The sequence below is a fragment of the Actinomyces sp. S6-Spd3 genome, from assembly GCF_000758755.1.
GTDB lineage: Bacteria > Actinomycetota > Actinomycetes > Actinomycetales > Actinomycetaceae > Pauljensenia.
Genome location: NZ_JRMV01000277.1, coordinates 25,762 through 40,603, shown reverse-complemented (window position 1 = coordinate 40,603; position 14,842 = coordinate 25,762). Strand labels below are relative to the sequence as shown.

Here is a 14,842-nt window from a genome sequence, read left to right as displayed (position 1 = left end):
TGCTGGGTGACGCTAGCGTGGTGTCATGAGGATTTTGGTGGTTGATGCAGGGGTCTCGGGCCTTGCATGCGCGGACGTGCCCGCCGACGAAAGGTGTTCCGCTCGCTTTGGTGAAGCCTTCACGCACCCGGTCATCGTCTCCGCCCGCGTGTTCACCGGCAACCGTCCCACGACCTCGATTATGGCGCCCGCGCTGACCCCTTCAGTCTTGGGACAGCTCATTGCGCTCTATGAGCACATCACCTTCGTTGAGGGTGCCGTGTGTGGGTCTATCCCTGTGCAGCTTGGGAGAAGTGGAGGGCGCGGAGCCGAAAAAGGTTTTAGTGCTGAAGATGCTCGTGTTGTGCGTGCGAAATCGATTCAACTTGGAAGGTGGAATGAGCGATTTCGACGGGGAAATGGTGCATTGCGCACTCGTTCAGAGAGTGAATAATCTGGTCGCGCTGGCCGGCGGTAACCGCCTCGGAAACCTCAATATGTGCGGTAACGGTCACCAGGTTTGAAGCTACCGAGCTCACGTGAAGATCGTGAACATCCTCGACCAAGGGAATCGACAGCATGTGCTGACGGACCTGTTCAAGATTAATCTCTGCGGGTACTTCTTCCATCAAAATCCGCAGGGTTCGAAGCAATAACATGCATGCGCGCGGGGCCATTAAGAATGCGATGAAAACTGAGGCTAGGGCATCCGCGCGACTCCATCCGCCAATTAATTCAACAGTTGCAGCAATGATGACGGCAAAAGACCCCAAAGCATCGTTTGCTACTTCAAGAACGGCTGCGCGCATATTGAGCGATGCGTGGCGCCCGCCAATTAGCACCATGAGAGAGAGCGCATTTGCGACCAGTCCCAAAATTCCAACCCACAGCATGGGCGTTGCACGGACCTCAACGGGGGAGACTAGACGCTGGATGCCTTCGATCGCAACCAAAAGACTGATGATCACCAGCATGCCCGCTTGGAAAGCTGCAGCAAGAACTTCCGAACGCGCCCATCCCCACGTCCTGCGATTATCACGAGGGCGCATGGCTAGGCTCGCAGCGATGAATGCGATAATCAGTCCCGCAGAGTCAACCGCCATGTGTCCGGCGTCGGCTGCTAGAGACAAAGAAGATGTGAAGAAAGCAGCAACAAGTTCTGTGAGGAAAATCGTTGCTGTGATTGCTAGTGCGATCGCAAGCCTTTTCCGAGAAGCACTGTGGCCGTGCGAATGATCGTGACCGTGGGAATGCGTGTGTTCGTGGCTGCTCGCTGATACTTTTTCCGCAGTATCTTCGCAGGCATTTTCGCTCTGCCCAGCGCAGCACGTCGACTGTGAGTGTGATTCCTTGGGGCTTGGCGTTAGTGGGGATTCGGACATAGTGAATAGCATAGTACCCTGTCTTCGGCGAAGACAGGGCACTGAGAGCGAACAGTCCTGTTGATCAGAGCGTCAACATGACCTTCGTTGCGCGACGCTCATCCATGCAGCGTAGCCCTCGGCCGCCCGCTCAAGCGGCAGGACCAGATCGAAGACAGCGCCCGGGTTGATCTCGCCGCCAAAGATCAGATCAATCATTGCCGGCAGGTACTTACGCACGGCGGCGGGACCGCCGAACATGTGGACCTCGGCAAAGAACATGCGGTCCATGTCCAGTGAGACGCCGTGGGGAACGCCCACGAAGGACAGGTGACCACCGGGACGCACGCAGCCGAGCGCCTGATCGAAGGATGCCTCGTTGCCGACCGCCTCGACGACGCCGTCTGCGCCAAGGCCGTCGGTCAGTTCTTCGACGGTGACGTTGCCGGGTTCGTGCATGACAACAGCGCGCATGGCACTCCTTGGGTAGAAGTATTTATTCCCATAAAGCTAGCCCGAAATTAACCAGACCTCCACCGGGTAGAGCGGGGATTTCAATGAAGACAATGGTGACTCCATCCGCCTGAACACTCATCAGCAAGTACACTGAAGCCCATGGCTTTCACTGTTACCAGCGTTAATGTCAACGGAATCCGTGCCGCACACCGCAAGGGCATGATGGAGTGGCTCGACGCCAACCCCTGCGATGTTCTTCTTCTCCAAGAAGTCCGTGCGGATGAAGAAATCGCCACCGAACTACTGGGCGATTCATGGGAAAGCATCATTCTTCCCTGCCGAATTAAGGGACGTGCAGGTGTCGCAGTTGCGGTGCGCAAGGATAGCGCACACATCAGCGGTGAACCGCGCCTCTTTCTTGACGACCAGGAAAGCGACGTTGATTCCGGACGCTGGCTAGAAGCGGTGGTTGAAACCGAGGCTGGGCGCGTCCGCGTTGTTTCCGCCTACTTCCACTCTGGCGAAAAAGACACTCCCAAGCAGGACGCGAAAATGGCACACCTCCCGCGCATTGCTCAGCGCATGGGGGAGCTCCTTTCCGAGGCCGCGCAGCGGCAAACAAGCGTCCTCGGGACCGTTGTGGCCGGAGATTTCAACATCGTTCGCAGTCGGTCCGATATTAAGAATTGGACTTCGAACCACAACAAACGCGCGGGCGTACTCGATGAGGAAATCGCATTCCTCGATCAGTGGCTCGACGCGGGATGGCATGACGTTATGCGTGATCTTGCCGGCGATGTTCAGGGTCCCTACACCTGGTGGTCCCAGCGCGGCCAAGCTTTTACCAATGACACGGGTTGGCGCATCGATTACCAGTTTGCGACTCCCGTGCTTGCGGAGAAGGCAACCTCTTTCGCGATTGGTCGCGCGGCCTCGTACGAGGAACGTTGGAGCGACCACGCACCGCTGTCGGTGAGCTACGAACTCTAAGCGCTTTCGAAATCAAAAAGCGCCATGGATGAGTAGACGCCGTTCTCGTCCACGCGGTCTAAGCGGAATCCGGGAACCATCCACGAGGCCTCGTAAGAGCCGATGCTCATCGCGCGGTCCAGCGCCTCATCGGACACACCCTGCGCAAGGGTCACGTGTGCGTGATAGGGGAATCGAGCCTCGGCGTACAAGGGACCGGAGCGGATATCTTCCGCCAAGAAAGTGCACTCGCGCGCGCCCTCGGCAAGAGAAAGATAGACAACCGGTGAAACCGGGCGGAAAGTTCCCGTCTCACCCAAAGTCACGCGGAAAGGCGTGTAGCGCTGCGCAACCGTGCGCAGGTGTTCGATCACGTCTTCGCGGCGGTCCTTATCCACTGCTGTTGGTGGAAGAATCGTGATGTGGGCGGGCACTTTTGTTCCCTGCTCATCGCCCAAACCGACGCGAATTTCCGTCAGCGCGCTCACCCAGGGTTCAGGTATCGCAACGACAACGCCGAGCCATTCTTGGCCCGGTAAACGCTGAGGGAGATACATGAAACTACCTGAAATGGGGGAATACGAACTCGCCCATGGTACATGGGGAGGCCGGCGTCGAGCACATCGAGTCCACAAGCGTATCGGCGTAAGGAAGATGCTCAATGCGCTACGCTGAAGACACTGTATTGATCGATTCACCCAAGGAAGTGTGCACGTGGATCTGTCCTGGTCAGCCGCTCTGAGCGCCCAAGAAGGACGCAAACTCGCCGGCGAACTTTTTGAAGAAACTTTCGGCTACCAGCCGCTCGACGTATGGTCGGCACCCGGGCGCGTCAACGTTATAGGCGAGCACGTGGACTACAACGGGGGCCCCTGTCTTCCCATCGCACTCCCGCATCGAGCCTTCATCGCCTACGCCCCCCGCGAAGATCGACTTTTGCGCTTGGTTTCGCCTCAGACTCGCGAGACCGTCGATGAACTGGACCTCGACAAGGTCGCGCCGCGTGGCTGCGAGGGCGAAGTTATCGGCTGGGCCTCGTATCTTTCCGGCGTCGCGTGGGCGCTTGAGAAGGCCGGTTATGGGCCGATTCACGGCTTTGACGCTGCGCTCTACTCCTGCGTTCCCCGCGGTGGTGGGCTTTCTTCCTCTGCTGCCCTTGAATGCGCAATGGCCGTCGCCATTGACGAGGCCGAAGACCTGGGCTTGGCTGGCCCGCTGAGCGCGCCGAACGATAAGGGGCGAGCAATCCTCGTTGAGTGTGCGCGCCGCGCAGAAAACGAGATTGCGGGAGCAAACACCGGGGGACTGGACCAGACCGCGTCGCTGCGTTGCGAAGAAGGCCATGCCCTTGCATTGGACTGCCGCGATATGAGCGTCGAACACATCCCCTTCGATCTGGAATCTCAGGGGCTTGCGCTGCTCGTTATTGATACGCGGGCTGCGCACTCCTTGGCGGATGGACAGTACGGACAACGCCGTGCTGATTGCGAAGAGGCCGCCCGACTCCTGGGCGTGGAACAGCTCGTTGAGATCGAAGACCTGCAAGGTGCCAGCGAGGCTTTGGAAGATGAGAGGCTCCGTAAGCGTATGCGTCACGTTGTCTCTGAAATTGCGCGCACTCGAGCGTTGATTGAGCTCCTCAAGGAAGGACCCCTGGAAGGTTCGCGTGTCCAGGTCGTCGGCGCGCTCATGAATGATTCGCATGATTCTCTGCGCGATGATTACGAGGTCTCGTGCACGGAACTTGATGTCGCTGTGGACGCAGCACGCGGCGCGGGTGCCTATGGTGCGCGAATGACAGGTGGGGGATTCGGAGGCAGTGCCATCGCCCTCGTTGATCGCGAGCGTGTGGAGGAAACCGCGCAGGCTGTTGCGCGCGCATTCGCTGATCATGAGTTGGGGGAGCCGGCGTTCATTGTTGCCGTTCCTTCTGCTCCCGCCGGCAAACTCTGAAGTACTCTCAACGCCTAACTTCACAGGTGTGCCACCTTCTTCCTGGACGCAGATGCGGGGAGGGGGTGGCACAATCGTTCTATGACTTCAACGGATCCCTGGATGGTTGTGGGCCTGGGTAACCCGGGCGCACAGTACGCAAATACCCGTCACAATGTCGGGCACATGCTCGTGGACCTGCTCGCGTCGAATGCGGGAGTCCAGCTTTCGGCCCATCGTTCAGGGACTCACTGTGCAGACATTCGATTGGGAATGCTCCCCGGGGGCGTTCCTGGACCGCGAGTGATTCTGGCAATCAGCGATTCCTACATGAACACTTCTGGAGGTCCCATTGGACGCCTCGCGAAGTTCATGAATGTCGCGCCTTCGCGTCTCTTGGTCGTTCACGATGATCTTGACCTTCCTGAAGGTACTCTGCGCTTGAAGACCGGGGGTGGAGAAGGCGGTCACAACGGTCTCAAATCAATCTCCCAGGTCCTGGGCACACGTGACTACAACAGGCTACGGATCGGAATTGGTCGCCCACCGGGGCGAATGAATCCCGCTGATTACGTGCTTGCGCGAATGAATCAAAACCAACTGACCGAGCTCGCAGTGACCATCGCCCAAGCCGGAGACGTTGTCGAAGATATCGTCACCACAAGTTTCAGTGAGGCGCAGCAGCGCTTGCACACGCAACAGGGAGCCTAAGTGCCGCAGTTTTCCTCTCTTCTCCCATCATTCGAAGGCGACGCAGCACTATCGCAGGTGCTCGAATCCGTTGACCAGGGGATCTCTGGTTGTGCAGTTGCTCCCGCTGGTGCGCGTATTCCCCTCATTGCATCGATGGCTGCTCGCCGAGGCGGAACAACCTATGTCGTGACCCCAACCGGGCGCGAGGCCGAAGAAACGGCGCTCGCCCTGCGCGCGTGGATCGACGAAGTCGAGGTCTTTCCTTCGTGGGAGACACTGCCGCATGAACGCCTCTCGCCTCAAGCGGACACCATGGCGCAACGCATCGCGGTCTTGCGGCGCCTTGTTCACCCGCAATCTGGCGATGAACACGCGGGAGGTCTCAATGTTGTTGTGATTCCCGTTCGAGCGCTCATGCAGCCCATCATTCATGGGATTGCTGATCGTGCCCCCGTGCGCGTGAAGTCCGGGGATATCGTTGACCTCCCGCACTTGGCTCAAGACCTTGAAAACCTGGGCTACGAGCGTGTCGATATGGTCGAGCGACGCGGACAATTCTCGGTTCGTGGTGGCATTCTTGATCTATTTCCCCCTCAAGAAGCGCACCCTTTGCGCATCGAATTATGGGGAGACGAAGTCGATGAAATCCGAGCCTTCTCCGTATCTGATCAGCGAACTTTGGGGGTTGTCGAGTCCGGTGTATGGGCGGTTGCCTGCCGGGAGCTGCTGCTGACCCCGCAGGTTCGCGCCAAGGCTCGCAATGAAATCGACCAGCTTCCTGGCGCAGCCGAAATCTTGGAATTGGCATCGCAGGGAATCGCGGCTCCTGGCCTTGAATCTCTCGCTCCAATCTTGGTCGGGGGAATGGATTCTTTCCTTGACCTGATTCCTGCTGGTGGACTCTTTGTTGCCGTTGACCCCGAGCGTATTCGCGCTCGCGGGGCGGACCTGGTTGCAACCACAGAGGAATTTCTCGCCGCGGCCTGGTCTCAGGCTGCCGGTGGGGGAGCAGTGCCCCTTGAAGCAGGCCAGGCCTCGTTCATCCCATTGGAAGAAATCTGGGGAGCGCAGGGGCGTCCTTGGTGGGACCTGACGGCTCTTCCTCCCGCGCAACTTGCTCAGGCAATCGCTGAACAAGGCGGAAGCCCCGCGAACAATGAAGATGAAGAAGCACAAACTTCGGGAGCGCTCCTGAAGAAAGAAGCGCGCTCCGTCGTTGTTTCAGACGAACTGGTTGCTCTGGGTGCGCGGGACGTGCGCCCCTATCGAGGCGATTATGCGCGTGCTCTCGACGATATCCGGACTTTGCTCCGGGCAGGATGGACGCTCATTCTTGCGGCTGAAGGAGAAGGCCCTGCCCGTCGTTTGAACTCCATTGCGACGGATGCGGGAATCGGAAGTCGCATCGTTGAAGAGTGCGATCCTTCGCAGGACCCTTCGGTGCTCTACGTTGTCTCAGCTCCGCGAACTCGCGGTTTTGTTGCGCCCGAACTCAAACTTGCGATCATCTCCGAATCGGATCTATCCGGGCGCGTGGGTGCGACAACCCGAGATATGCGGAAAATGCCTTCGCGCAGGCGAAAGGGAGTCGATCCCCTCACGCTTCATCCGGGGGATTACATCGTTCATGATCAGCACGGAATTGGGCGATTCATTGAGCTTGTCTCCCGCACTGTTGGACGCGGGGAAGGACAGGTTACTCGCGACTATTTGGTCTTGGAATACGCGCCCTCAAAGCGTGGCCAGCCCGGTGATCGACTTTTCATCCCAACCGACAGCTTGGATCAGATCTCGAAGTACACGGGCTCGGATCAGCCCGCACTGACCAAGATGGGCGGCGCTGACTGGGAGAAAACCAAGGCAAAAGCTCGCAAAGCCGTCAAAGAAATCGCGCAGGAACTCATTCGCCTCTACGCGGTGCGTCAAGCAACGAAGGGGCACGCTTTCGGTCCGGACACCCCGTGGCAACGCGAGTTGGAAGATTCCTTCCCCTACGTGGAAACACCCGACCAACTCGTCACTATCGACGAAGTGAAAGCCGACATGGAAAAGCCCATGCCCATGGACCGCCTTCTCACGGGCGACGTGGGCTATGGAAAAACCGAGATCGCAGTCCGCGCGGCCTTCAAAGCAATCCAGGATGGCAAACAGGTCGCCGTCTTGGTTCCAACGACGCTTCTCGTCCAGCAGCATGCCGAAACTTTCGCGGAACGTTACGCGGGATTCCCCGTCACCATCGGCACGCTCTCGCGCTTCTCGACGCCCAAGGAAGCGGAAAAGGTCAAGGAAGGCTTGGCCTCGGGAGGAGTGGACCTGGTCATTGGTACCCACTCGCTGCTCTCCGGTGCCATTACCTTCAAGGATCTGGGCCTGGTCATCATCGACGAGGAACAGCGTTTCGGCGTCGAGCACAAGGAAACACTCAAAGCCCTACGAGCCGATGTGGACGTCCTTTCAATGTCCGCAACGCCCATCCCCAGGACCTTGGAAATGGCAGTTTCGGGTATTCGCGAGATGTCGATTCTTCAGACCCCGCCCGAAGAACGCCAGCCCGTCCTCACTTTCGTCGGAGCACACACCGACGCGCAGGTCAGCGCAGCCATTCGACGCGAGCTTTTGCGCGACGGTCAGGTCTTCTACGTGCACAACCGCGTGGACTCCATCGCCTCGGTCGCCGCGCATATCCAAGAACTTGTTCCCGAGGCGCGGATCAGAGTTGCCCACGGGAAGCTCAACGAGCACCAATTGGAAAGCGTCATCGTTGATTTCTGGAACCATGATTTCGACGTTCTGGTGTGTACCACCATCGTGGAAACCGGCCTCGATATCTCCAACGCGAATACTCTGATTGTTGACCGTGCGGATACTTTCGGTCTATCCCAATTGCACCAGTTGCGTGGTCGCGTCGGCCGAGGCCGTGAGCGCGCGTATGCGTACTTCTTCTACCCCTCTGACCGCCCCCTTTCAGAGATGGCACACGAGCGCTTGCAGACGATTGCCCAGAACGCTGATCTGGGTGCGGGGCTTGCGGTTGCTCAGCGAGATTTGGAAATCCGAGGCGCTGGTAACCTCTTGGGCGGCGCGCAGTCGGGACACATCGAGGGCGTGGGCTTCGACCTCTACGTCCGAATGGTCGCAGATGCGGTCGCTGCCTTTAAGGGGCAGCGTAAGGAAGAAAAGAAGGATCTGCGTCTGGATATTACAGTTGACGCACACATCCCAGAGGACTACATCTCCGCTGAACGCCTACGCCTTGAGGTCTACGGCAAGATCGCGGCGGTTGAAACCAGCGAGCAGGAAAAAGATCTGCGCGAGGAGCTGGCCGACCGCTACGGTCCTATTCCCCAGCAGGTTGACTTGCTCTTTGAGATTGCTCGTCTTCGCTCACTCCTGCGTCGCATGGGTATTGATGAGCTTGCAACGCAGGGAAAGTACTTGCGGATTCACCCCATCGAATTGAAAGAATCTCAGGCGATGAGGCTCAAGCGCCTGTACCCGGGATGCGTCGTGAAAGCTGCCGTTCGTCAGTTGCTCGTCCCTCTGCCGATGACGGCGCGTATCGGTGGTGTGCCGTTGACAGATCACGCCCTCATCGACTGGATCGAAAATCTGATGACGAAGGTACTCAACCCACCGCAGGCGTCTCAGGCCTAATCAGAGCGCTACACTGACACCTATACAGAGTGATTTTCCGGAGGATATAGTCATGGTTTCTCTTTCACGCGCATCGAAGGTGGCGGCAATCTTGGCCGTGTCTGGATTGGGCCTCGGTGCCTGCTCCGCGCACCCGGGAACTGCAGCGATCATTGGTGATTGGAGCGTGAGCGAGGCAGAACTGGACCTGTCTAGTCAGCAGCTCAGCGCATTGATGGGACAGCAGGTCGATGCAGCGCAATTCCTTCCGGATATGAGTTCTTCACGTGCAGTGGGCCAAGTTGCTGAAGAAAACGGCGTGACGGTGAGTGACGAAGAGGTCATGCAACAGTTCCAGCAAATGGGGGAGCGCGTTGTTGCTCGTGGAGGACAGAGTACTCCTGTCAAAGAACCGACTCCCTTCTTGAAGACGATCGTCAAGGATACTTTGGCTCTGCAAAAGCTGCGTTCAATGGGATTTTCCTCCGAAAAATCGCAGGAGCTGAGCAATCAGATTTCGCAGATTATGCAGTCAACGAAGGTTGAGATCAATCCGCGCTACGGTACCTACAATGCGCAAAGCAATGAGCTGACTCAGACAGTTTTCGGCGACGTCGTCCGCTCGAGCTCTGCCGCGCGGCAGGCAGGCCAGAACTAGTTGCCGGCTGCGCGTGGGCGTATGGGTATACCCCCACGTGTCTGAAATGTGATGTATCGCCCACCCGTGAGGGTGGGCGATACGGCATTTATGGGGACCTATGTCTAATTTGCGCCAATGTGTCCTTGATCGTGACGAGGAAAACGCGTGTGAGTGCTCGCGTAGTACTGATGGAGTGGCCCCGAATGTACTAGCGTTAGATACGACAGTAGTCACGTAGTTAATCGATTGGAGAATTAACGTGGCAAGCATTGAAGCAATCGGAGCTCGCGAGATCCTCGACTCCCGCGGTAACCCCACCGTTGAGGTTGAGGTCATTCTTGAAGATGGCACTTTCGAGCGCGCAGCAGTTCCTTCTGGCGCCTCCACCGGTGCATTCGAGGCCGTTGAGCGTCGCGATGGCGACAAGGGTCGTTACCAGGGCAAGGGCGTTCAGGACGCCGTTGACGCAGTGAACGACATCATCGCCCCCGAACTGATTGACGAAGACGCTTCCGACCAGCGTCGCATCGACGAAATCATGATCGAGCTGGACGGCACCCCCAACAAGGGCAAGCTCGGCGCCAACGCAATTCTCGGTGTCTCCCTTGCTGTTGCAAAGGCCGCTGCCGAGTCCGCAGGTCTGCCCCTCTACCGTTACCTGGGCGGCCCCAACGCTCACATCCTGCCCGTTCCCATGATGAACATTCTCAACGGTGGCTCTCACGCAGACACCAACGTTGACATCCAGGAGTTCATGATTGCTCCTCTGGGTGCACCGACCTTCCGCGATGCCCTCCGCTGGGGCGCCGAGGTCTACCACACCCTCAAGGCCGTCATCAAGGAACGTGGCCTGTCCACCGGCTTGGGCGACGAGGGCGGTTTCGCACCGAACCTCTCCTCCAACGCCGCTGCACTCGACCTGATCATCGAGGCCATCGAAAAGGCCGGCTTCAAGCCCGGCACCGATGTCGCACTCGCCCTGGACGTCGCCTCCTCCGAGTTCTTCAAGGATGGCCTGTACCAGTTCGAAGGCGAAGGCCGCTCGACCGACTACATGGTCACCTACTACGAGAAGCTCATCCGCGATTACCCGCTGGTCTCCATCGAAGACCCGTTGTCGGAAGACGAATGGGACGCATGGACCGCTCTGACCGCCGAAATCGGCGATCGTGTCCAGCTCGTTGGCGACGACCTCTTCGTCACCAACCCCGAGCGTCTGCGCAAGGGCATCGAGCTGCACGCTGCTAACGCTCTGCTCGTCAAGGTGAACCAGATCGGCTCGTTGACCGAGACCCTGGATGCCGTGGAAGAAGCACACCGCAACGGCTACCGTTCAATGACCTCTCACCGTTCCGGTGAAACCGAGGACACCACCATTGCGGACCTCGCGGTTGCCACCAACTCCGGCCAGATCAAGACCGGTGCTCCCGCTCGCTCCGAGCGCGTGGCAAAGTACAACCAGCTCCTGCGCATCGAAGAGGATCTCGACGTTGCAGCAGTGTACGCGGGTCGTTCTTCCTTCCCCCGCGCTTCCTTCTGAGAAGCACATACTGACACGCTCCTAGAAGCGTGACCTAGGGGTGGGTGATGAGAAATCATCACCCACCCCTTCGTTATGCGATTCAGCCCTCAATTGGGAACACATGAGTTTTATGTTCTGCCCGTCTTGCCGGCTTGAGGCACCATAGGGATATGGCTCAGAAACCCAGAAAAGGACGCCCAGTCGTCCCCAACGCCCGCAGACGTCAAGCTGCGGCTGAGCCTGATACCCAGCGGCGGCCTCGTCAGGTGGGAAAAACCCCGCGAGCACGCGCTCAAGGGACTCAAAGCACACCAATCGCGCGCACAACACCGCGAGTGCGTCCGGAACGCGAAGCTTCCAGACCCCGCGCCCAAGCCGCGGAAAACGCGGCGAAGCGCCCCAGCTCGGTCTCTTTCGGCGGTATCGAAATCTCAATGCGTATTTTGGGATTGCTCCTTCTTGGGGCACTTCTCGCGCTGCTCCTCGTTCCCTCCTTCATGCAGCTGTGGAGCCAAGAACGTGAACTTGCAGCGATCAAGGCAAAAGTCCAACAAACCCAGGCGGACAACGACGCGAAGCGCCAACAACTCGAACTGTGGTCGAACCCGCAGTACATCGCCTCACAGGCGCGCGAACGCCTCGGATACGTCAAGCCCGGAGAAACTCAGTACTCCGTCTTGGACCCCGGTAAGGACTACCAAGACCAAGCCCAGGTCGCGGCAGCACGCGAGGCGGGCCCCGCTCGCCCATGGATGCAGGTCCTCTCGATGACGGTCGAAGAGGCTGACCATCCGACGGGAAATATCCAGACCGCACAAACGGGCGGGAATGCGCCATCTCCCTCGCAGTCTGCGACTCCTGAAAGTAGCGCAAGCACACAAGGAACTGGCAACTGATCACCGCGCGCCACACGCGCCAGATCCATTGCGTGGAAACACTCCCTCCCGCAAGCCTTTTCGCGTAAAATAATCCGGGTTTGTCTGAATGTGGAGGAATGATGAACGCAATTACGCCGGCTAGCGCCGAGGATCTTCAGGTTCTCGAAGAACAATTGGGACGTGTTCCCCGAGGGGTCGTCGGGATTGCCGCGCGTTGCGTTTGCGGGAAGCCGACCGTTGTTGCGACGGCGCCTAGGCTTGAAGACGGAACTCCTTTCCCCACAACTTTCTACCTGACCAGTCCCGGAGCGGTCCGCGCCTGCTCGACGCTTGAAGCAACCAAGGTCATGGAAGACTTCAATGAGCGCCTGGCCGATGACGAGGACCTGCGCGCCGCCTACCAGCATGCTCACGAGGCCTACATTGCTTCCCGCGAGGAGCTTGGCAGGAAGCTGGAGCTCGACGTTCCTGAAATCCACGGAGTATCCGCCGGTGGAATGCCTACGCGCGTCAAGTGTCTGCACGCGCTGGTCGGTCACGCCTTGGCCGCGGGGGAGGGCGTGAACCCGATCGGTGACCTCGCGCTGGAGATGATGCGCGAACGAGGCCTGTGGGATCGCCAATCCTGCACCTGCTGATGCGCACGGTGCGTGTCAATTTCTAGAAATAGCGAACTCCCCAGAAAGAACGGAACCATGACGCGGGTAGCGGCAATTGATTGTGGAACGAACTCAATTCGACTTCTTGTTGCAGACGGCGAAACCCAGGGTGAGCGCGTGATTTTGAACGATCTCACCCGACAAATGCGGATCGTGCGCTTGGGACAGGGCGTTGACCGCACGGGGCGCCTCGCTCCCGAGGCAATTGAACGCACCCTCGCAGCGGTGCGCGAATACAAGCGGATGATTGACAATCTGGGGGCAACGGACATTCGTTTCGTGTCGACATCGGCAATGCGTGACGCTGAAAACCGCCAGGATTTCATTGAGCCCGTGAATGAACTCCTAGGTGTCTACCCGGAAGTTGTTCCCGGCACTGAAGAAGCCGCCTTGTCTTTCGCCGGTGCTGCAAGCAGCGTGCACGCCTACGATCGAGGGAAGGTGCTGGTCGTCGATATCGGTGGCGGTTCAACGGAAATGGTCGTAGGTACGCTAGGTAAGGGCGTTGATGCGGCATATTCGGCCGATATGGGCTCCGTCCGCGTGACCGAGAAATTCTTTGCCGGATGCGCAAGCGATCAACCGATTCCCGACGGGGTCCAGGCCCAGGCCAGTGAGTGGATCGATGCGCGCCTTGACGAGGCCGAAGAGGCTGTTGATTTCTCTAGCGTCCGAGGCGTGGTGGGCGTAGCGGGCACCATCACAACGATCGCTGCACACGCGCTGGGCTTGGCCTCGTACCAGCCGGAAAAGATCGATGGCGCATTTCTGAGCCACGCGGATACCGATGCCTCGGTCCGTTTCATGCTCGAGCAGCCACTGGCGGTCAAGGCAGCCCTCGGGTTCATGCCTGAGGGGCGCGCGGACGTCATCGCAGGTGGCGCCCTGATCTGGAAGCGTGTCATGGACCGCGTTACTCTACGCTGCGAGAATACAAACCACCCGATAGCGGGCGCCCACGTCTCCGAACACGATATCCTTGACGGTATCGCGCTTTCGATGCTGGCTCGTCGCTAGCGGCGATGCCCCCATAGCCCAATTGGCAGAGGCAACCGACTTAAAATCGGTGTGTTGTCGGTTCGAGTCCGACTGGGGGTACTCAATAGATACTGAACCGAGGGAAAGGAAATCTCATGACAAACCCCGTGTTCTCAAAGATGGAGCGAGACTGGTCTCGCGCCGATTCGACTCCTGCGGGCTACCCGGCGATGCCCGGCTACCAGCCCACGAATGCTCAAGCTTCCGGGACAACCGTTGTTGATCCCGCGCGCTACCCCTACGCTCAGCCCCAGGCCTCAACCTATGGGACCCAGACTCAAGGCGGCTACGCTGGCGCACCCAGCGTTGACCCCTCCGTGTATGCCGATCTCCAGCAGGCCTACCAGGCGCCTTCCGCGGACGCGGTCGATCGCGGTCGCATGACCTATGACGACGCCTTGATGAAGACCGGAATCTCTTTCCTCATCCTGCTTCTTGGCGCCGCCCCTGCGTGGTTCCTCGCTGCAACGAACCCCACGCTGGGCATTTTTGCAATGGGGCTGGGCGCGTTGGTCGCTTTCATTTTGGCAATGGTGAATTCCTTCTCGAAGACCATTCGCCCGGGCCTCATCATGGCCTACGCCTTCGCAGAGGGTGTCTCGCTGGGTGCCCTGTCCTCCTTCATGGAAATGATGTACCCGGGCATCGTCGCTCAGGCATTCATCGCAACCCTTGCCGTTACGGGAATTACGCTTGTCCTCTTCACTTCGGGCAAGGTGCGCAATTCGCCCAAGCTTGCAAAGTTCACCTTGATTGGCATTTTGGCTCTTCTCCTTACTCGCATCGCGAACGCGGTTTTGGTGGCCTTCGGAGCGATGTCGCCCATCGACACGATCTACGTCAAGGGCATTCCGCTGGGCGTGGTTGTCTCCCTCATCGCCGTTGTCCTTGCAACCCTGTCCTTGATCGGTGATTTCGATACCGTCAAACAGGGCGTTGAACGAGGTGCTCCCGTGCAATTCGCGTGGTACTGCGCTTTCGGCATCATGGTCACGGTCGTGTGGATGTACGTCGAAATCCTCCGAGTTCTTTCGATCTTGGCGTCTCGTCGCTAACAAGTTGGGGTCGCGTTCGCTTGAGCG

The 14,842-nt window shown here is 58.7% G+C and carries 12 protein-coding genes, 1 tRNA gene and 2 pseudogenes; 12 read left to right on the top strand and 3 right to left on the bottom strand.

What is annotated here, in order from left to right; translation table 11 throughout:
- Positions 1–121: 121 nt before the first annotated feature.
- Positions 122–268 (top strand): annotated as a pseudogene (locus HMPREF1627_RS10930) (hypothetical protein); the annotation flags it as partial.
- Between the two features lie 52 nt (positions 269–320).
- On the opposite strand, the gene HMPREF1627_RS06195 reads toward HMPREF1627_RS10930, so the two are convergent.
- On the bottom strand, positions 321–1,361 hold the full coding sequence (locus tag HMPREF1627_RS06195; RefSeq protein WP_034502136.1) for a cation diffusion facilitator family transporter: 1,041 nt from the start codon (positions 1,359–1,361) through the stop codon (positions 321–323).
- Positions 1,362–1,425: 64 nt separating this feature from the next.
- Positions 1,426–1,769 (bottom strand): annotated as a pseudogene (locus tag HMPREF1627_RS06190) (zinc-binding dehydrogenase); the annotation flags it as partial.
- A 186-nt stretch (positions 1,770–1,955) separates the two neighbouring features.
- Between HMPREF1627_RS06190 and HMPREF1627_RS06185 the strand changes: the two are divergent.
- Positions 1,956–2,786, top strand: a complete 831-nt coding sequence (locus tag HMPREF1627_RS06185; protein ID WP_034502076.1) for an exodeoxyribonuclease III — start codon at positions 1,956–1,958, stop codon at positions 2,784–2,786.
- Here HMPREF1627_RS06185 and HMPREF1627_RS06180 read toward each other — a convergent pair.
- Positions 2,783–3,322, bottom strand: coding sequence for a 2'-5' RNA ligase family protein (locus tag HMPREF1627_RS06180; RefSeq protein ID WP_034502075.1), 540 nt, complete (start codon positions 3,320–3,322; stop codon positions 2,783–2,785). The two genes, HMPREF1627_RS06185 and HMPREF1627_RS06180, sit on opposite strands and share 4 nt — an antisense overlap.
- Before the next feature lie 157 nt (positions 3,323–3,479).
- On the opposite strand from HMPREF1627_RS06180, the gene galK reads away from it, so the two are divergent.
- The 10 genes from galK (at position 3,480) to HMPREF1627_RS06130 (ending at position 14,815) form a co-directional block, all read left to right on the top strand.
- A complete protein-coding gene (gene galK / locus HMPREF1627_RS06175; protein WP_034502074.1) occupies positions 3,480–4,718 on the top strand; it encodes a galactokinase in 1,239 nt (412 codons plus the stop codon).
- An 81-nt stretch (positions 4,719–4,799) separates the two neighbouring features.
- Positions 4,800–5,408: an aminoacyl-tRNA hydrolase gene (pth, locus tag HMPREF1627_RS06170; RefSeq protein ID WP_034502073.1), complete on the top strand. Its 609-nt coding sequence runs from the start codon at positions 4,800–4,802 to the stop codon at positions 5,406–5,408.
- A 135-nt stretch (positions 5,409–5,543) separates the two neighbouring features.
- Positions 5,544–9,044, top strand: a complete 3,501-nt coding sequence (gene mfd, locus HMPREF1627_RS06165; RefSeq protein WP_234305269.1) for a transcription-repair coupling factor — start codon at positions 5,544–5,546, stop codon at positions 9,042–9,044.
- A 52-nt stretch (positions 9,045–9,096) separates the two neighbouring features.
- Positions 9,097–9,681 carry a hypothetical protein gene (locus HMPREF1627_RS06160; RefSeq protein WP_034502071.1) on the top strand — a complete coding sequence of 195 codons (585 nt, stop codon included), beginning with the start codon at positions 9,097–9,099 and terminating at the stop codon, positions 9,679–9,681.
- Between the two features lie 241 nt (positions 9,682–9,922).
- A complete protein-coding gene (eno, locus tag HMPREF1627_RS06155; protein ID WP_034502064.1) occupies positions 9,923–11,203 on the top strand; it encodes a phosphopyruvate hydratase in 1,281 nt (426 codons plus the stop codon).
- A gap of 152 nt (positions 11,204–11,355) precedes the next feature.
- Complete coding sequence (locus tag HMPREF1627_RS06150; RefSeq protein ID WP_081940779.1) at positions 11,356–12,081, top strand: FtsB family cell division protein; 726 nt, start codon at positions 11,356–11,358, stop codon at positions 12,079–12,081.
- Between the two features lie 98 nt (positions 12,082–12,179).
- Positions 12,180–12,701 (top strand): DUF501 domain-containing protein, encoded by a 522-nt coding sequence (locus tag HMPREF1627_RS06145; protein WP_034502063.1) that lies wholly within the window; start codon positions 12,180–12,182, stop codon positions 12,699–12,701.
- A gap of 57 nt (positions 12,702–12,758) precedes the next feature.
- On the top strand, positions 12,759–13,739 hold the full coding sequence (locus tag HMPREF1627_RS06140; protein ID WP_034502062.1) for a Ppx/GppA phosphatase family protein: 981 nt from the start codon (positions 12,759–12,761) through the stop codon (positions 13,737–13,739).
- A 7-nt stretch (positions 13,740–13,746) separates the two neighbouring features.
- Positions 13,747–13,820 (top strand) — tRNA-Leu (locus tag HMPREF1627_RS06135).
- Positions 13,821–13,855: 35 nt separating this feature from the next.
- Positions 13,856–14,815, top strand: coding sequence for a Bax inhibitor-1/YccA family membrane protein (locus HMPREF1627_RS06130; RefSeq protein WP_034502060.1), 960 nt, complete (start codon positions 13,856–13,858; stop codon positions 14,813–14,815).
- Positions 14,816–14,842 lie beyond the last annotated feature (27 nt).